Genomic DNA, 16,547 nt, shown 5'->3' on the forward strand with positions numbered 1-16,547 from the left:
GGGCGGTGCTGGCCAGGCTCCGGTGCCGGGGTGGCGGCTCGGGCGGCCGGGCCGTCCGAGCGGCTGGTGCGCGGTGCGGCGGAGTGGCGGCTCCGACGCTCTCGGCCAGCGGTGCTGCTCGTGCTCGGCTCGCTGCGCCGCGGTCGGTGCGGGCGTGGCCGGAGGTTGTTCCGGAGGGTGCTGCGCGGGTTGCTGCGGGGGTCGTTCCGGAGGGAGCTGGGGAGAGCGCTGCGCGGTTCGGGCGACTCCGGGCGCGCTGGCGCGTGGGCGCTCGGACTCGTTCGTTCGTGGGCGCTCGGACTCGCTGCTGCGTTGCCGCGCGCTGAAGGGGCGGTGCCTGGTGTGCCGGGCGTGTCGTGCCCGCGGGCGTTGCGGGGTGGCCAGGCCCAGGAGTGCGGGCATGCGCAGCAGTGTCGACAGGCCGGCGCCGAGGACGAGGCCGAGGTGCAGGCTCGGTTCGAGCAGCGGTGTCAGCACGGGGCGCCTCCCGGGGTGTGCGGAGTTCGCGGCAGCTGGTGCGGTGCGGGCGGGGTTGGTCGCGCGCCGGGGGCGGTCGCGGGGCGCGGCGCTGCTGCAGCGCGTGCCGTCGCCGCGGTGTGCGGCGCCGTTTCGGGGGCTGCGTCCGGTTCCGCGTCTGCGCTGGTCGGTGCGGTGGTCTCGCCGGTGGGGGTGATCTCGTGGGAGTACTCGTCGAGGGCGGCGGCGAGTTCGGTGAGGGCGTGGGCCGTGTCGCGGCAGCACTCGGGGGTGTAGCGGTCGCCGCCGATTTCGAAGGCCGCCTCGTCCAGCAGCCACTGCCCGCGGCGCAGCAGTAGTGCCATGGCCGTGCGTCGGCTCATGCGCCACCTCCCGTGTTGTGCTCGCTGCTCGTGCTGGGCCGGGTGCGGCTCTGCGCGGGTGCGTGTTCCTCGCGGGCGCTGCGGTCGGGTGTGCGCGTGGTGCGAGCGGGCACGCCGGCGAGTGGGCGGACGCGTTCGTCGCAGTCGAAGCAGGTCGGCCAGAACCAGGCCACCTCGCCGGTGGCCGTGGTCAGCTGCCGGCCGCACAGGGTCGTCACCGACATGTCCGGCGGGAACTCCCGTCCCGGCGGCGGCACCTCGTCCCGGCTGGCGTGCCGGTGCCCCTCGGCAGGCACCCACGTGAACGGACGCGGCCACATCGACACATCACCTCCATGTTGCTGGTGCATCTGGTGTTAACTGGTGCACACCAGATTGCTTTGAGCGCACCACCCTTGCAATGCCCCGGAAGGTCGACATTGAAGCCGGTGCCTCGGACATAGGATCTGCGTATGGCCCGCACCAATGGAGGAACGCCTCGCGCTCGCGCTCTCGGAGCCGAACTACGACAAGCACGTGAAGAACGTGGGGTGGGTGTCCGAGAGTTGGCTCGGAGGTTGGGGAGTGATCACTCCAAGCTGTCTCGGTACGAGAGCGGGCAGGCCGCGGCTCCGACGCCTGAGTACGTCGCGAGCGTCCTGACGGCTCTTGGCGCGTCAGAGGACGAGCGAGACCGGATCGTCGAGATGGCGCGTGGTGCCAATGAGTCGACTTGGCTCACGCCGGGAGTGCCGGGCGTGCAACACGAACTCACGACTCTGATCGAGTTCGAGCGCGATGCGAGTGCCATTTCTGAGATCGCGAACATGGTGATTCCCGGCCTGCTTCAGACATCCGCCTACGCACGGGCTGTCATGCTCGGTGCTGAACGTGATGATGTGGAAGCCCGAGTGGCCCTGCGTATGGGGCGTCATGAAAGGTTGACCGGTGAGGACGCCCCGGAGTTCACCGCCCTGGTGGTTGAAAGCGCGCTACGCAACCCCGTTGGTGGCTGGGAAGTCCTCAGCGGGCAACTTGCTCATCTGTTGAAGGCTTCCGAGTGGTCGAACGTGACGATTCGCGTCCTGCCGTCGACCCTTGCCGTTTGGCACCCTGCGCATGTCGGTTCCTACATCCTTTTCGAGTTCCCCAAAGCCGCACCGATAGTTCACATCGAGCAGTACAGCTTGTCGGTATTCCTGCACGACCAACAAGATGTTCGTGCGTACGTTTCAGCGACCGAAAAGCTGCGCGGCTTGGCGCTGGACGAAAATTCCTCGCGGCAGCTCATAGCCGCGACGAAAAATGAGGTGGAGGAGTATCTATGAAATCGAAATCTGTCGTCGGGTGGCGCAAGTCCACGCGCTCGCACCATCAGACTTCGTGCGTCGAAGTCGGTCGCATCGTTGGCGGCGCGGCCGTGCGGGACACGAAGGATCGGGGCGCTGGCTACATCACGGTGGGCACGGCGCAGTGGTCGAGCTTCTTAGCTTCGTTGAAGTCGGGGACGTTCGACCGCTGAGCGGTAGTGCCGCGGGCCGTGCTCACGGGTCCGGTGGGCATGGCCCGTCCCGTCCGCTCGGTACGCCCCGACGTGCGCGCGAGCCCGCGAGCGCACGTCGCCCCAAGCACGCGCCCGCGCGGACCGGGGGCTATTCGGGGAAGTCGGCCCGGCGGATGCGCTCAACACTGCGCTCGGTTCCCAGCTCCGACCGCGCCTCCGGATGATCCAGGTAGTACACCAGCGCGTGGTAGGCCAACGCCGGGTCGACGGACAGGAAGGCTCCCGATATTCGTAGAACGTTGCCCTTCTTGATGGAGGTGGAGGAAGCTCGGCTCGAGTCGATCCCCATAGCAATATCGGGCGAATCTCCGTACGAGGGGAAGATGTGGGCCAGGGCATCCCAAGGTGCCGATTCTTCAGGTCCCAGTGACTTGTAGGCGACTCCAGTGGGCGTGAGTCGCAGGGACCCCTGTGCGGTGGGTTCTCGCTGCGTCCGCCAGAGGAACCAGATGATCCCCGCGACGAACGCGGTCGAAAGAAGGGTCTGGAAAATTATCCATCCGCCCGTGTCGCCACCGAAGAGCACTAAACCCCAGGACATCAAGGCGATGAAGCCGAAGCCGAGCAATCCCGCGGAAAGTGCTGCGACGACCACTGCCCACACGCCGCGCGAGTTCGGGACGACTGTGGCTGAGCCGTGCTCGGTCTGACTGATGTGGACGGCTGCAACACTGCGCCGACGCACGCGCAGACGCAGCAGCGCCGTCCCCGACGAAAGGGCTATCGCGAATATTCCCCCGGATAGCAGGATGATGGTGGAACCGTCGATGGCGCCGGTGCCAACCTGAAAAGCCCCCACTATCCCGGCGGCCAAACCGAAAATCCCAAACGCAATGACAACTGCCGTTGGCTTAACTCCACCCGGTGCGTCCCACTCGGACGGCCACGGAGGAAGTCCTGCTTCCTCCCCGCTTGTTTGCGCCACTGGCTTGTACTCCTCACGCACGAGCACGGGTCGATGTTTTAGAAGAGAGCGTCCCATGTTGACTTTGCCGCGTCTCCGATGGCACTACCCGCGGCTTCGACACCTTCATTGATCTTGTTCGTGACGCCGTCTGGCATAGCGTCCCAAAGCGCATCGCCAGCCATTCCGACAAGAATTCCACCGCCAACACCGGCCGCTCCGATCCCCACAGCGGCCCAACCGACCGGGTTTGAGACGAGCATGGTGACTCCGGCGGTCGCGGCAACCCCGCCGCCATAGGCCAAAGCCCCGGAGAAGATGGCTTTGCCAGGGGGTTTTCCATGGCTGATGTCCCAGGCGACGCCGCCCACCGCGAGGCCACGTCCTGCGGCTCTCACTGCAATTCCTGCAGCGCCGCGTTCAGCATGAGCAGCTCGGGCCTTGGCCTCTTCGGCCTGCATCACCTTGGTCTGCTGTTGCTGCGCATGAAACTGCGCTTCAGTGCTTCCGCCGGGGGATTTGAGGTAGCGCGCGTGTGCGTTCCTGCTTTCCTGGAGCAGGCGGTCAGCCTCAGCTCTAAGGATCTTTTGGTGGAACTTGATGAGTCCGCCGCCGGATCCTTGAACGAACTCGCCAGCATGCACATGCCACTTTTGTTGAGCAGTTTGCCACGCGTTGAGGGCCCGCTTCTTCGCCTGCTCGTGTATGGAGTTCGCGCGGTCGGCCTCCTGCTTGGCAGCGGCGTAGGCCGCCGCTTTCTTCTCGTGGGCCTGCACGGCCGCCATCGCGTTGCCGTGCGCCTCACGTGCCTGGGGCGTCGCGTCCGCGGGGAGGCCGGCCGGCTGCGACGGCGCGGGCCCGGGGGAGAGGATCTGCGTGTCCGTGACCGTCAGCCCACCGTCACGAGCGATCTGCTTCGCCCGCTCCGCCCCCTTTTGAGCCGTGTGCAGCTGGTCGGCGTACTGCTCGACCGAGCGGCCCATCTCTTCCGCCTCGGTGGCGAGGTCATCCCCCTTGGGAGCTCCGGACCGCATCGTGCCGCGGAAGCCCTCGCTGGCGGCGCCCGTCCAGCCGGCTTCAGCGCTGGTACGGCCCTTGTGGATCTGGCTGACGCAGTCGTGCACTCCGGAAGCGAGCTTCGTGCGCATCCACTCGCCGGATGCGCGAATGCTCGCCGGGTTGCCCTCGAATCGGACGTTGACCGACACCGATCCCCCTAGGACGGATTGACGCGCTGGAAGCGCTGGCTGTTCTCGTCGTCCGTGCTCGCGTAGGTGCGGCCGCTGTCCTCGACAGCATCAGCGGCAGCTGCGGCACCGGTCGCGAGCTCTCCCGCCTGATCCACGAAGTGGCTGAGCAGCTGCCCCAGCGGCCCGCTGACCGCGCCGGCGTCGGGCGCTGAAGGCACGGAGCCTTCGAGATCGGCAACGGACTGACTGCCGCTGCGCAGCGACGATGCAATACCCTGCAAAGTCCCGTGGTCGACTTCGTAACCCATGGTCCCTCCATCACGCTCCGCGCTGGTGCTCCGGCGGGATCTCCACGTCCAGCAGGATCACGTCGAACGGCTGCGCCTCGTCGAACTCCTCCAGCTGCGCGGTCCACACGACGACCCACGGCTGCTGCCGGCCGCAGCAGTGCACGAGCCGGTCGAGCGCGGAGTAGACGAGCAGTGCGGTCCGCCCATCGCGCATCGTGCGCATGTCCAACGACAACTCCCCCTCGTCCGGGCTGGAGACGTTGCACGGCACGTACACCACGGGCGGGAACTGCACCCCGTCAGCAGCAGCGGAAACCGCAGGTCCGGGCGACTGGGGTGAGTCGCCGATCCCGGTGCTCCGCCCTCCCAGGACGGCCTCGGCCGCCGACTGCGGAGGGGCGAAGAACTCGTCGTTCCCGCTCAACCCACGTCCCCCTGTGCACGTCCTCGCGAGCAGCGCGAGCGATCCACGGCTACCTGTGCAACATCGAAGTCTTGCACACGGCCGAGTGAGCGTGGGGCGATCTGCGCGAACGAACGTGAGCAACGTGCTCGTGAGCCGGGCAAGAGCCCTCAACACTGGTGATCTTGCTGCCCGGGATGCTCGGCCGGATCCCCGACCTGCGCACAACGGACGAAGTTCGTCCGTTCGCCGCTAGGAACCGGGACCCCGCCCGTGCGAAAATCGCGGTGCACGGGAAGGGAGGCGGACTCATGACGGAGCCGCGTGGTGAGACCGCGAGGTCGACCGGGAGGCCGCGTTTCGACCGCAAGCACGCGTGGACGCGGTTCGTCGGCGTCCTCAGCACGCTCGTGCGCGTCGTCGGATCGGTGTTCGCGGCGCTGCTCGCCCTGCACGTGGTGCTCGTGCTCGGCGGCGCCAACCCGGACCACGCCGTGACCAGGTTCGTCGCCTCCTGCGCCGATCCGCTCGCGCTGGGGCTGCAGAACCTGTTCACGCCAGCGGACCCGCAGCTGGCCGTGCTGCTCAACTACGGCATCGCCGCGCTGTTCTGGTTGCTGATCACCTCGATCGCCCTGCGCATCCTCCGCTCCCTCGCGTGACCCGCCCGCGGCGAGCGAACCCGCCGGGGTCGTTCCCGCCGCCGGGCCGGGAACAGCAGGACCGCGCAGCAGCAGGAGCGAAAAGCCGCGCGGTGCGGCGGCTCCCCGCGGACGCGCCGCGCCCGCCGGGGTGTCGCCCGGCGGGCGCGGACGGCGGGAACCGGGTCCCGGATCACCAGGCCACCGGACCGGATCACCAGCGCGGGGAGTTCCAGGTCCCGTCGAAGACGATCTCACCGAGCTCCTTGCGCGAGCGGGGCGCGGCCTCCTTCTCCCGCAGCCGGTCGTCGAGCTGTTCGACCGGGCCCTGCGGACCGACCGCGATCGCGACGAGCGGCTCGTGGTCGTCCGGCACGGCGAAGGCCGCGCGCGCGGCCTCCCGGTCGAAACCGGCCATCTGGTGCGCCACCAGGCCTTCGGCCTCGGCCTGCAGCACGAGGTTCTGCGCGGCCAGGCCGAGGCCGTACTCGCCGTACGGCATGGGATCGCCCTCGTCGCCCGCGCTGCGCGCGACGCCGAGCACCAGGGCCGCGGCGGCATCGGCCCAGGACCGGTTGCCGCGGGCGAGGGTGTCGTAGATGCGCTTGTAGGCGTCTTCGCCGCGCCGCCCCGCGATGAACCGGGCGGGCTGGGTGTTGCCCCACGAGGGGGCCCAGCGCGCGGCTTCGAAGAGCGCCTTGAACTGCTCGTCGCTCAGCTCGGCGGAGCGGTCGAACGAGCGCGGGCTCCAGCGCCCGGCCAGCAGCGGGTGCAGCGGCACGGCGGTTTCGGCCGGCTTCGCCAGTGGTCCGGTGCTTTCGGATTCCTGCGTGGTCACGGCACCTCCTGTGAATTTCCTCGGCCCGGTCTGAATCTCGTCGGCCCAGTCTGGCACGCGGTGCGCGGGCGAGGTCCGGTCGGAACCGCGGCTGCGGTGGTGAACACTTCGCGGGAAATGCCCACCACCCTCCCGGGAAGTTCGTGCAGGTGGGTGAGACGTCGCGTCGGATCGGGCGCTGCCGGATCGGATTCAGTCAGAGCGGGTTCCGCCGGATCGGGCTGCTGGAGCGGGGCTGCCGGTGTCGGGTCCGGCTAGATCGCGTAGGACCAGGCGGTCAGGGAGTAGGCGCCGAACCAGGAGCCGAACAGCACCACGAACGCGATCGTGGCGGCCGCGGTGGTCCGCCGCCGGTGGGCCAGCCCGATCGCCACCGGGATGAGCAGCGGGAACGCGGGCAGCATCAGCCGCACCTTGGAGTACATCAGCCCGTCCGTGCCGAGGTCGAGCACGAGCACGGCGGCGGCGAACAGCACCAGCGGCCACGGGATGCGCGTCCGCAGGCACAGCACGAGCAGGGTGAGCGCCACCAGCAGGATCCACACGGTGAGCGTCTCCAGCACCGAGCTCTCGGTGCTGAGCGTGTCCAGCGCGAAGGAGCCGGTGGCGGCGCCGAAGTCGAACTCGGAGGACCACCCCTGCCGCTGCAGCGCGAAGTACCCGGTGGGGTTGCCGGTCTGCAGGCCGACCCAGCAGACGTAGGCGAGCATCCCGAGCGGTGCGAGGACGACCGCCTGCCAGGGGCGCCAGGAGTCGCGTCCGCGCAGCAGGGCGGTGATCGCGGCGAGCGCGACCACGCCGATCAGCGCCGCCGCGGTGGGGCGCACGAGCCCGGCCGCGGTGCAGCACAGGCCCGCCAGCAGCCAGTCGCGCTCGAGCACGCCGACCATGGCCCAGATCGCCAGCGCGCAGAACAGCGCCTCGGAGTAGGCCATGGACAGCACGATCGACATGGGCGCTGCGGCGAACAGCGCCACGAGCAGCAGGCCCACGGCGCGGCTGCCGCTCACGGCCCGCCCGATGCGGACCAGCCCCCAGGCACCGGCGACGCCCGCGGCGAGGCTGACCGCGATGCCCGCGCCGAGCACGCCGAGCCCGGGCAGCACCGAGACGAGCCGCACCAGCAGCGGGAACCCGGGGAAGAACGCCAGCGGGGTTTCGGGGTGCCGCTCGCCGCGGCCGTCGACCATGGCCGGGTCGACCCCGCCGTAACCGTGGGCGGCGATCTCCAGGTACCACTCGCCGTCCCAGGAGGCGAGGTTCTCGCCGGCGGACTGGTCGTTGGCGGCGGAGAGCCAGCCCAGCAGCAGCAGTCCCACTCCGCGGACTGCGAGGTACACCACAGCCGGCGCGAGCACCAGCGCGGCGCGGCGGTGCCGGTCGAACCGTTCGGCGAGGATCGCGCGCAGTCCGTCCAGCAGCGGTTTCCGCTGCGCATCCGCGGGTGCGGACCCGTCGTCCCGGCGCGGGCCGAGCGTGCGCGCAGTGGTGGGCACCCCGCTCCTTCCAACCGTCGGCGCAACCGGTGTTGACCAGGGTAGTGACGAGCGGTGGATTGGGGTTCGCCGGTCCTCGTTCGGTACGCTGTGCTCACAGTGAACCGGTCGGCCAGCGACCCGGCTGGGTGACGGCCGGTTCCCGGAGGCGACCCCCGCGGCGTTGGCGGGCGCGCGGCGCTTCGGTCCACCGGAACTGGGGGCACCGAGCAGGGTCCGCGGACCCCGCGGGGCTGACTGCCGGGCCGGTGCGGTGCGGGGTCGCAACGGGAGTGACCGCACGGCTCGAGGAGGTTTGTTCACGTGGCGCTCGTCGTCCAGAAATACGGCGGTTCCTCGCTCGAGAGTGCCGACCGGATCAAACGCGTCGCCGAGCGCATCGTGGAGACCCGGAAAGCCGGCAACGACGTGGTCGTGGTCTGCTCCGCGATGGGCGACGCGACCGACGAGCTGCTGGACCTCGCCCAGCAGGTCAACCCGGCGCCGCCGGAGCGGGAACTGGACATGCTGCTCACCGCCGGTGAGCGGATCTCCAACGCGCTCGTGGCCATGGCGATCGAGGCGCTCGGCGCGGAGGCCCGGTCCTTCTCGGGCTCGCAGGCCGGCGTGCTGACCACGGCGGCGCACCAGAACGCCCGCATCATCGACGTCACCCCCGGCCGCGTCCGCGAGGCGCTGGACCAGGGGCAGATCGTGCTGGTCGCGGGCTTCCAGGGAGTGGCGCAGGACACGCACGACATCACCACGCTCGGCCGGGGCGGGTCGGACACGACGGCGGTGGCGGTCGCCGCGGCGATGGAAGCCGACGTCTGCGAGATCTACACCGACGTCGACGGCGTCTACACCGCCGACCCGCGCATCGCGCCCGACGCCCGGCACCTGGACAACGTCACCTACGAGGAGATGCTGGAACTGGCCGCCACCGGGGCGAAGGTGCTGCACCTGCGCGCCGTCGAGTACGCCCGCCGGTACGGCGTTCCGCTGCACGTCCGCTCGTCCTATTCGGCCAAGACGGGAACGCTGGTTTCCGGCTCAGTGGAGGACCTTTCCGTGGAACAGGCGATGATCACCGGCGTCTCGCACGACCGGTCGGAGGCGAAGGTCACGGTGCGGGAAGTACCGGACAACCCGGGGATCGCGGGACGCATCTTCCGCGTCGTCGCCGATGCCGGCATCGACATCGACATGGTGCTGCAGAACGTGTCCAGCACCGCTTCGGCGCGCACCGACATCACCTTCACCGTCTCCCGCAGCAACGGCCCGCGCGCCGTCGCGGAGCTGGAGGAGATCCAGTCCGAGATGGGCTTCTCCGAGGTCGTCTACGACGACCAGGTCGGCAAGGTGTCCCTGGTCGGCGCCGGCATGCGTTCGCACCCGGGCGTGACGGCGACCTTCTGCGAGGCGCTGTACGACGCGGGTGTGAACATCGACATCATCAACACCTCCGAGATCCGGATTTCCGTGCTGATCGCCGAGTCGCAGCTGGACGACGCCGTCGCCGCCCTGCACCGCGCGTTCGAGCTCGGTGGCGACGAGGAGGCCGTCGTGTACGCGGGGAGTGGTCGCTGATGGCGCCGACGCTGGCGATCGTGGGTGCCACCGGAGCGGTGGGCACCGTCATGACCGAGATCATCAACGCGCGCGGGTCCGTGCCGTGGGGCGAGATCCGCCTCATCGCCTCGGCCCGCTCGGCGGGCAGGAAGGTCACCGTGCGCGGCCGCGAGACGACGATCGTCGAGCTGGCGCCGGAGGCCTTCGACGGGGTGGACGTCGCGCTGTTCGACGTGCCCGACGCGGTCTCCGCGGAGTGGGCGCCGGTCGCGGTGGAGCGCGGCGCCGTCGCCGTGGACAACTCGGGCTCGTTCCGCATGGACCCCGAGGTGCCGCTGGTGGTGCCGGAGGTCAACGCCGAGAAGGTGCACGACCGCCCGAAGGGCGTCATCGCCAACCCGAACTGCACGACGCTGTCGATGATGGCCGCGCTGGGGGCGCTGCACCACGAGTTCGGGCTGCGCGAGCTCGTCGTCGCCTCCTACCAGGCGGCCTCGGGCGCCGGGCAGGAAGGCGTGGACCGGCTGTACGCGGAGCTGGAAGCCGTGGGCGGCAAGCAGGTCGGCGTGCGGTCCGGGGACGTGGCCGAGGCGCTGGGCGCGGCCGGGCTGTCGCCGGAGACGCCGTTCAAGGCGCCGCTGGCGATGAACGTGGTGCCGTGGGCCGGCTCGCTGAAGGAGGACGGCTGGTCCTCGGAGGAGCTGAAGGTCCGCAACGAGTCCCGCAAGATCCTCGGCATCCCGGAGCTGAAGGTCTCGGCGACGTGCGCGCGGGTGCCGGTGCTGACCACGCACTCGCTGGCGGTGCACGCGACGTTCGCCTCCGACGTGGACGTGGCGCGCGCCCGCGAGGTCTTCGGCGGGCAGTCCACGGTCGTGCTGCAGGACGACCCGGAAGGCGGGGTGTGGCCCACCCCGGCCGCGGTCGTCGGCGAGGAGCCCACCTACGTCGGCCGCCTGCGGCAGGCGATGGACTTCCCGAACACGCTCGACTTCTTCGTCTGCGGGGACAACCTCCGGAAGGGGGCCGCGCTGAACACCTACGAGATCGCGGAGACCCTCGCGGGGTAGTAGGACTTCATCGGGTCGTTCCGCGCTGCTGCGCTGAGGCGCTGAGGCGCTGAGGCCCTCGCGGGCTGACGCCTCGGCGCGCGGAACTCGGCACGGGCTCCCCGCCGGCTCTCGGCCGGCGGGGAGCCCGTCGTCGTGCGGGCGCTGAACGGGGCGCGACCGCGCCCGTCCCTCTCCTCGGCGCCTGCCGCACCGCTCCGGGCGGGGCCGCAGTCTGTCTGGTTCCCGCCACGCGCGGGGACTGGCCACGGTTTTCGCAGCGGGATACGTTGTTGCGCGCCGCGCCGGCGGTGCGGCGTCCGGAGCACCCGAGAAGAAGGTCCTGATGAGCACGCGCAACGAGGACGTCGACGCGGTCGCGGCACCGGCGAGCTCCCGCCCCCGGGAGATCACGCTCAAGGCGGTGGTCCTGGCGGTGCTGCTGGCCGTCGTGCTCTCCGCCGCGAACGCCTACCTCGGGCTCAAGGTCGGCATGACCGTGTCGGCGTCCATCCCGGCAGCGGTCATCTCCATGGGGATCTTCCGGTTCTTCCGCCGGTCCAGCATCGTGGAGAACAACATCGTGCAGACCGCCGCCTCGGCGGGCGAGTCGCTGGCCGCGGGCATGATCTTCACGCTGCCCGCGCTGATCCTGCTGGGCTACTGGGCGGACTTCCCGTACCTGCCGGTCATGGCGATCACCCTGTGCGGCGGCGTGCTCGGGGTGCTGTTCACCGTTCCGCTGCGGCGGGCGCTGATCGTCGAGAAGCCGCTGCGGTTCCCGGAGGGCGTGGCCACCGGTGAGGTGCTCAAGGCGGGCAAGTCCGGTGGCGGCGAGGCCCGCTCCATCGCGATCGCCGGTGTCGCCGGCGGGCTGCTGAAGTTCTGCCAGACCGGCCTGGGCGTGGCGGCCTCCTCGGTGTCCACAGCGGTCAAGGCCGGCGGCGCGGTCATCGGCCTGGGCAGCGAACTCGGCGTCGCGCTGCTGGGCGTGGGCTACATCGTCGGCATCAACATCGCCGTGCTCGTGTTCGCCGGCGGCGCGCTGGCCTGGTTCGTGGCGATCCCGCTGTACATGCTGCTGACCGACCCGGCGCAGCTGACGAGCCTGACCGGGGGCGCCAGCGGGTACGCCGCGGCCGAGGCGATCTGGGAGGAGCGGGTGCGCTACCTCGGCGTCGGGGCGATGGCCGTCGGCGGCATCTGGGCGCTGCTGGCGGTGCTGCGGCCGATCCGCGACAGCATCGTCTCCTCGGTGCAGGCCCTGCGCGACAGCCGCTCCGGGAAGTCCGGCGGGCTGGCGCGCACCGAGCGCGACATCCCGGCGAACTTCCTCGGCTACGGCACGCTCGTGCTGGCCGTTCCGGTGTTCCTGGTGTTCCTGTTCAACGTGGACGCCGAGCGGCTCCAGATCGGCGGCGGGGTGTTCCTCGCCACGATCACCTTCGGGCTGCTGTTCGCGCTGGTCGCCGGGTTCGTCTTCTCCTCGGTCGCCGGGTACATGGCCGGTCTGGTCGGCTCGTCGAACAACCCCATCTCCGGGGTGTCCATCCTGACGCTGCTGACGAGCTCGCTGGTGCTGCTGGGGATCCTGGGCACGCAGATCGACTTCACCGGCAACGAGGCCAAGGCGACCGTCGGGGCGGCGACCGCCGTCATCATCTCCGCGGTGGTGGCCAGCGCCGCCGCCATCGCCGGGGACAACATGCAGGACCTCAAGGCCGGCTACATCGTCGGCGCCACCCCGTGGAAGCAGCAGATCATGCAGATCATCGGCGTGGTCTCGGCGGCGGTGTGCCTCGCGCCGACCTTGTCGGTGCTCTACACCGCCTACGGGCTGGGCGACTCGCTGCCGCGGCCGGACATGGACCCGTCGCAGGCGCTGCAGGCACCGCAGGCGACGTTGATGAGCTCGGTCTCCGAGGGCGTGTTCCTCGGCGGTCTGCCGTGGACGGTGATCGGCCTCGGCGCGCTGGTGGCGGTCGCGCTCATCGCGCTGGACCAGCTCCTCGCGCGCCGCGGGGCGTCGTTCCGCACCCCGGTGCTGGCCGTGGCGGTCGGGCTGTACCTGCCGCTGGAGCTGTCCGTGCCGATCTTCATCGGCGGGTTGCTGGCCGTGGCCACGGCGCGGGCGCGCCGCCGCCGCGGTGCCGAGGGTTCCGAACGCCGCGGGGTGCTGTTCGCCTCCGGGCTGATCACCGGCGAGGCGCTGGTCGGCATCCTGCTGGCGATCCCGTTCGCCGCGGCGCAGAGCGCCGAGGTGTTCATGATCGGTCCGCAGGCCCTGGGCGTGTCCGAGGGGGCGTTCACCGCCGGCAGCAACGTGCTCGGCATCGCCGCGTTCGTGTTCTTCGTGCTCTGGCTGTACCGCGTGGCGGCCCGGGGTCGCGGCTGACCGCGTGCCGCCCGGAGGGCGGGGAGCACCTGGTCGGGTCATGCGCCGCGGACAGATATCTCACAGTTCGACCTTTCGAGCTCGCCGTCGACGCAGCGCGACCGCGCGTGCGCGCAGGGCGATGATTTCTGGGCACATCGCCGGTTCCGGACCGCGCGTGGACTAGACCACGTCCCGTGATCCGATTCAGCCGGGTTTAAGTTGTGCGGCATGAGCGCACTTGCGAGCGCGACCGATGTGGTCCTCGGCATCGACGCCGGAACCACGGCCGTGAAGATCGTCGTGACGGCACGCGATGCGCGGATGCTGCACCGGCTCGAACGCGAGTACCCGCTGTACTCCGACGACAGCGGTGCCGCCGTGCACGACGCGGACGAAGTGCGCGAGACGGTGATCGCGGCGCTCGCTGACGGGGTCCGCTGGGCGCAGCAGCAGGGGTGCGCGGTCGCCGCGCTGTCGTTCAGCACCGCGATGCACACGCTGGTCGGCGTGGACGGCTCCGGGTCCGCGGTGACGCCGGCGTTCACCTGGGGCGACTCCCGGGCCCAGGACGTGGCCGCGCGGCTGCGCGAGGACCCGCGGAGCCGGCAGCTGCACCGCGAGACCGGCACCCCGGTGCACACGCAGTCGGTGATGGTCAAGCTCGCCTGGCTGACCGAGCAGCGCCCCGACCTCGCCCGCGCCGCGTCCCGCTGGTGCGCGCTGAAGGACTACGTCGTCGGCGCGCTCGTCGACGACTTCGTCACCGACTTCTCGCTGAACTCCGGCAGCGGTCTGCAGGACATGCGCACCCGGGACTGGCACGCTCCCGCGCTCTCGGTCGCCGGCGTGCGCGCCGAACAGCTGCCGCGCATCGCCGCGCCCACGGACGTTCTCGGCCTGTCGCGGAGCGCGGCCTCCCGCGTGGGGCTGCCGTCCGGCACCCCGGTGGTGCTCGGCGGCGGTGACGGACCGCTGGCCAACCTCGGCGTCGGCGCGGTGCGCCCCGGCGCGGCGGCGGTTTCGCTCGGGACGAGCGGGGCGCTGCGCGTGGTGAGCGGCGTCGGGAGCGTGGACGAGCGGTGCCGCACGTTCAGCTACGCCCTCACCGAGGACATGTGGGTGCTCGGCGGCGCGGTGAGCAACGGGGCGGTCGTGGGGCAGTGGGCCGCCGAGACGTTCGGCGTGGAGATGTCCGCGGTGCTCGACGAGGCGCTGGCCGTGCAGCCCGGGGCCGACGGCCTGGTCGCGCTGCCGTACCTGCTGGGGGAGCGCGCTCCGTGGTGGCGGTCGGGGCTGACCGGTGCGCTGCTGGGGCTGCGCCGTTCGCACGGGCGCGCCGAGATCACGCGCGCCGTCATCGAGGGGGTCGCGCAGCAGCTGGCGCTGGTGCGCGACGCGGTGGTCGACTCGGGGGCGCGGGTGGACGCGGTGCGCGCCACCGGCGGCGGGTTCCGCAGCGAGGTCTGGCGCAGCACGGTCGCTGCGGCCCTGGGGTGCGATCTGCAGCTTCCCGGATCCAGCGGTGGTTCGGGCGTGGGTGCTGCGCTGCTCGCGTGGTACGCGCTCGGCGAGCTGAGCACGTTGGACAGCGCGGCCGACCTGGTGCGCGTCGAGGAAACGGCCGAAGCGGACCCCTCGAGCGCCGAGTTCTACGAACGGCACCGGCCTCGTGTCGAAGCGCTGCACGAGGCGTTGCTCGGGTTGCACGGGTCGTGACCCGCTGCACCGTCCACTGTGATCCATACCGCGGAGTGCGCGTGAATCGCGGAATTCTGCGGCATGGTTTCCCGCTAACCGTGGCACAACGAGGTGAACGTTAGGGGCGGACCTGTGTCCACTGCGATCAATCTCGCCGCCGGAGGAGTGCTGGCGGCGGACAATCCGATGATCCACAATTCACCGGCAGTGGCGTTGTCGGTCGCCGGTGGTGCGATCGCGGTGCTGCTGGTCCTCATCATGGGGCTGAAGATGCAGCCCGTGATCGCGCTGCTGGTGGTGAGCCTGGCGAGCGCGCTGCTGCTGGGCGTGCCGGTCGGCGACGTGATGGACACGCTCTACGACGGGATCGGTGAGACGCTCGCCGAAGTGGCCCTGCTCGTGGCCCTGGGCGCGATGCTCGGCCGGATGCTGGAGGTCTCCGGCGGTGCCGGCGTGCTCGCCGAGGCCATGGTGCGGCGGTTCGGCGAAAAGCGCGCCCCGTTCGCGCTCGGTGTCGGGGCGCTGCTGTTCGGCATCCCGATCTTCCTGGACGTCGGCATCATCATCTTCCTGCCGATCGTGTTCTCCGTCGCCAAGCAGCTCGGCGGCTCGGTGCTGCGCTACGGGCTGCCCGTGGCCGGTTCTTTCGCGGTGATGCACGCGTTCGTCCCGCCGCACCCGGGTCCGGTGGCCGCGGCCGGCATGCTCGGAGCGGACATCGGCCTGCTGCTGCTGATCGGACTGGTCGTGGCGATCCCGACGTGGCTCGTCGCCGCGCTGGCCTTCGGCTCCTTCACCGGGCGCCGGGTCCACCTGCCGATCCCGGACATGTCGCTGACCTCCGGCGCGCCCGGCACGACCGGGGGGTGCGGCTCCACCGGCGAGGGCGGCGCGCGTCCGTCCATGGCCACCGTGCTGTCGATGCTGCTGCTGCCGGTGGTGCTGATCCTGCTCAACACCGGGTTGAGCACGCTGTCCGAGGCCGGGGTGGTCGGCGAGGACAACGGCGTCGTGCAGGCGCTGATGCTCGTCGGCGAGAGCCCGATCGCGCTGGCGATCGCCGTGCTGCTGGCCTCGCTCGTGCTGGGCAAGGCGCGCGGCATGACCGGCAAGGACATCGAGAAGAACCTCACCGGGGCGCTGGCCCCGATCGCGGCGGTCATCCTGGTCACCGGTGCCGGCGGCATGTTCGGCGCGGTGCTGGAGACCGGCGGTGTCGGGCAGGCGCTCGCGGGCACGCTGCAGGACCTCGGGGTGCCGCTGATCCTGGCCGCGTTCCTCATCGCCGTGGTGATGCGCGTGGCGCAGGGCTCGGCCACGGTCGCGATCACCACGGCCGGCGGGTTCATCGCCCCGGCGGTGCAGGCGGCGGGCGACATCTCCCCGGCGCAGACGTGCCTGGTCGTGATCGCCGTCGCGGCCGGTGCCACGGTCCTGTCGCACGTCAACGACTCGGGTTTCTGGCTGGTCAGCCGGCTGTTCGGGATGGACGTGGGCACGACGCTGCGCACGTGGACGGTGCAGGAGACGCTCATCGGCGTGGTCGGCTTCCTCATCGCCTGCGGGCTCTGGACGGTGCTCTGAGGTCGTTCCTCGAGCTCCGGCGTGCGCCGGCGCACCCGGCCGATGTGCGGAACCTGCTGGTCCGAACGGGCGTGCGCGCGTACCCCCGGCCCGTTGCTTTTCGGTCTCGTTGCCGGCGCTGCCGATCGCACGTCTGGCCGTGAC

Annotated in this window: 15 protein-coding genes and 2 pseudogenes; 9 read left to right on the forward strand and 8 right to left on the reverse strand. The window is 70.6% G+C overall.

The genetic code is table 11. The features are described 5' to 3' along the window. Window positions 1-470 precede the first annotated feature (470 nt). Window positions 471-839, reverse strand: coding sequence for a hypothetical protein (locus ACYVJE_RS06500; protein ID WP_461143714.1), 369 nt, complete (start codon window positions 837-839; stop codon window positions 471-473). Further along, window positions 836-1,159, reverse strand: coding sequence for a zinc finger protein (locus ACYVJE_RS06505; protein WP_461143792.1), 324 nt, complete (start codon window positions 1,157-1,159; stop codon window positions 836-838). Before ACYVJE_RS06505 ends, ACYVJE_RS06500 begins: the two co-directional genes overlap by 4 nt. Before the next feature lie 132 nt (window positions 1,160-1,291). Between ACYVJE_RS06505 and ACYVJE_RS06510 the strand changes: the two are divergent. The 3 genes and pseudogenes from ACYVJE_RS06510 to ACYVJE_RS06520 form a co-directional block, all read left to right on the forward strand. Then, window positions 1,292-1,504: pseudogene (locus ACYVJE_RS06510) on the forward strand (helix-turn-helix domain-containing protein); the annotation flags it as partial. Between the two features lie 72 nt (window positions 1,505-1,576). After that, on the forward strand, window positions 1,577-2,146 hold the full coding sequence (locus tag ACYVJE_RS06515; protein WP_461143793.1) for a DUF5753 domain-containing protein: 570 nt from the start codon (window positions 1,577-1,579) through the stop codon (window positions 2,144-2,146). Beyond that, window positions 2,143-2,259: pseudogene (locus ACYVJE_RS06520) on the forward strand (DUF397 domain-containing protein); the annotation flags it as partial. The gene ACYVJE_RS06515 and the pseudogene ACYVJE_RS06520, both read left to right, overlap by 4 nt. Before the next feature lie 211 nt (window positions 2,260-2,470). On the opposite strand, the gene ACYVJE_RS06525 reads toward ACYVJE_RS06520, so the two are convergent. The 4 genes from ACYVJE_RS06525 to ACYVJE_RS06540 are packed head-to-tail and all read right to left on the reverse strand — an operon-like array spanning window position 2,471 to window position 5,190. Continuing rightward, window positions 2,471-3,334 (reverse strand): hypothetical protein, encoded by an 864-nt coding sequence (locus ACYVJE_RS06525; RefSeq protein ID WP_461143715.1) that lies wholly within the window; start codon window positions 3,332-3,334, stop codon window positions 2,471-2,473. A gap of 11 nt (window positions 3,335-3,345) precedes the next feature. Then, on the reverse strand, window positions 3,346-4,494 hold the full coding sequence (locus tag ACYVJE_RS06530; RefSeq protein ID WP_461143716.1) for a hypothetical protein: 1,149 nt from the start codon (window positions 4,492-4,494) through the stop codon (window positions 3,346-3,348). An 8-nt stretch (window positions 4,495-4,502) separates the two neighbouring features. Beyond that, complete coding sequence (locus ACYVJE_RS06535; protein WP_461143717.1) at window positions 4,503-4,784, reverse strand: hypothetical protein; 282 nt, start codon at window positions 4,782-4,784, stop codon at window positions 4,503-4,505. A 10-nt stretch (window positions 4,785-4,794) separates the two neighbouring features. After that, window positions 4,795-5,190, reverse strand: coding sequence for an SAV_915 family protein (locus tag ACYVJE_RS06540; RefSeq protein ID WP_461143718.1), 396 nt, complete (start codon window positions 5,188-5,190; stop codon window positions 4,795-4,797). A gap of 290 nt (window positions 5,191-5,480) precedes the next feature. On the opposite strand from ACYVJE_RS06540, the gene ACYVJE_RS06545 reads away from it, so the two are divergent. Continuing rightward, window positions 5,481-5,831, forward strand: a complete 351-nt coding sequence (locus ACYVJE_RS06545; RefSeq protein WP_461143719.1) for a hypothetical protein — start codon at window positions 5,481-5,483, stop codon at window positions 5,829-5,831. A 193-nt stretch (window positions 5,832-6,024) separates the two neighbouring features. Here the strand turns inward: ACYVJE_RS06545 and ACYVJE_RS06550 are convergent, their stop codons facing one another. Both ACYVJE_RS06550 and ACYVJE_RS06555 read right to left on the reverse strand, forming a co-directional pair. Further along, window positions 6,025-6,648, reverse strand: coding sequence for a nitroreductase family protein (locus tag ACYVJE_RS06550; protein WP_459157959.1), 624 nt, complete (start codon window positions 6,646-6,648; stop codon window positions 6,025-6,027). A gap of 254 nt (window positions 6,649-6,902) precedes the next feature. After that, the gene (locus ACYVJE_RS06555; RefSeq protein WP_461143720.1) at window positions 6,903-8,144 is read right to left on the reverse strand and encodes a mannosyltransferase family protein; all 1,242 of its coding nucleotides are present in this window, start codon (window positions 8,142-8,144) and stop codon (window positions 6,903-6,905) included. Between the two features lie 303 nt (window positions 8,145-8,447). Here ACYVJE_RS06555 and ACYVJE_RS06560 point away from each other — a divergent pair, with 303 nt between their 5' ends. From ACYVJE_RS06560 to ACYVJE_RS06580, 5 genes are all read left to right on the forward strand, one after another. Next, window positions 8,448-9,713: an aspartate kinase gene (locus tag ACYVJE_RS06560; protein ID WP_461143721.1), complete on the forward strand. Its 1,266-nt coding sequence runs from the start codon at window positions 8,448-8,450 to the stop codon at window positions 9,711-9,713. Beyond that, a complete protein-coding gene (locus ACYVJE_RS06565; protein ID WP_461143722.1) occupies window positions 9,713-10,765 on the forward strand; it encodes an aspartate-semialdehyde dehydrogenase in 1,053 nt (350 codons plus the stop codon). Before ACYVJE_RS06560 ends, ACYVJE_RS06565 begins: the two co-directional genes overlap by 1 nt. Window positions 10,766-11,090: 325 nt before the next feature. Next, window positions 11,091-13,139, forward strand: coding sequence for an OPT family oligopeptide transporter (locus ACYVJE_RS06570; RefSeq protein ID WP_461143723.1), 2,049 nt, complete (start codon window positions 11,091-11,093; stop codon window positions 13,137-13,139). 210 nt (window positions 13,140-13,349) lie between these two features. Continuing rightward, on the forward strand, window positions 13,350-14,837 hold the full coding sequence (locus ACYVJE_RS06575) for a gluconokinase (protein WP_461143724.1): 1,488 nt from the start codon (window positions 13,350-13,352) through the stop codon (window positions 14,835-14,837). A gap of 168 nt (window positions 14,838-15,005) precedes the next feature. Continuing rightward, the gene (locus ACYVJE_RS06580; RefSeq protein ID WP_461143725.1) at window positions 15,006-16,403 is read left to right on the forward strand and encodes a GntP family permease; all 1,398 of its coding nucleotides are present in this window, start codon (window positions 15,006-15,008) and stop codon (window positions 16,401-16,403) included. Window positions 16,404-16,547 lie beyond the last annotated feature (144 nt).

The sequence above is a fragment of the Salinifilum aidingensis genome (genome assembly GCF_054782015.1).

Coding starts and splice junctions, on each gene's coding strand:
- ACYVJE_RS06565 (WP_461143722.1), top strand. CDS start 9,713: ATGGCGCCGACGCTGGCGATCGTGGGTGCCACCGGAGCGGTGGGCACC.
- ACYVJE_RS06545 (WP_461143719.1), top strand. CDS start 5,481: ATGACGGAGCCGCGTGGTGAGACCGCGAGGTCGACCGGGAGGCCGCGT.
- ACYVJE_RS06580 (WP_461143725.1), top strand. CDS start 15,006: ATGATCCACAATTCACCGGCAGTGGCGTTGTCGGTCGCCGGTGGTGCG.
- ACYVJE_RS06575 (WP_461143724.1), top strand. CDS start 13,350: ATGAGCGCACTTGCGAGCGCGACCGATGTGGTCCTCGGCATCGACGCC.
- ACYVJE_RS06500 (WP_461143714.1), bottom strand. CDS start 839: ATGAGCCGACGCACGGCCATGGCACTACTGCTGCGCCGCGGGCAGTGG.
- ACYVJE_RS06535 (WP_461143717.1), bottom strand. CDS start 4,784: ATGGGTTACGAAGTCGACCACGGGACTTTGCAGGGTATTGCATCGTCG.
- ACYVJE_RS06570 (WP_461143723.1), top strand. CDS start 11,091: ATGAGCACGCGCAACGAGGACGTCGACGCGGTCGCGGCACCGGCGAGC.
- ACYVJE_RS06505 (WP_461143792.1), bottom strand. CDS start 1,159: ATGTGGCCGCGTCCGTTCACGTGGGTGCCTGCCGAGGGGCACCGGCAC.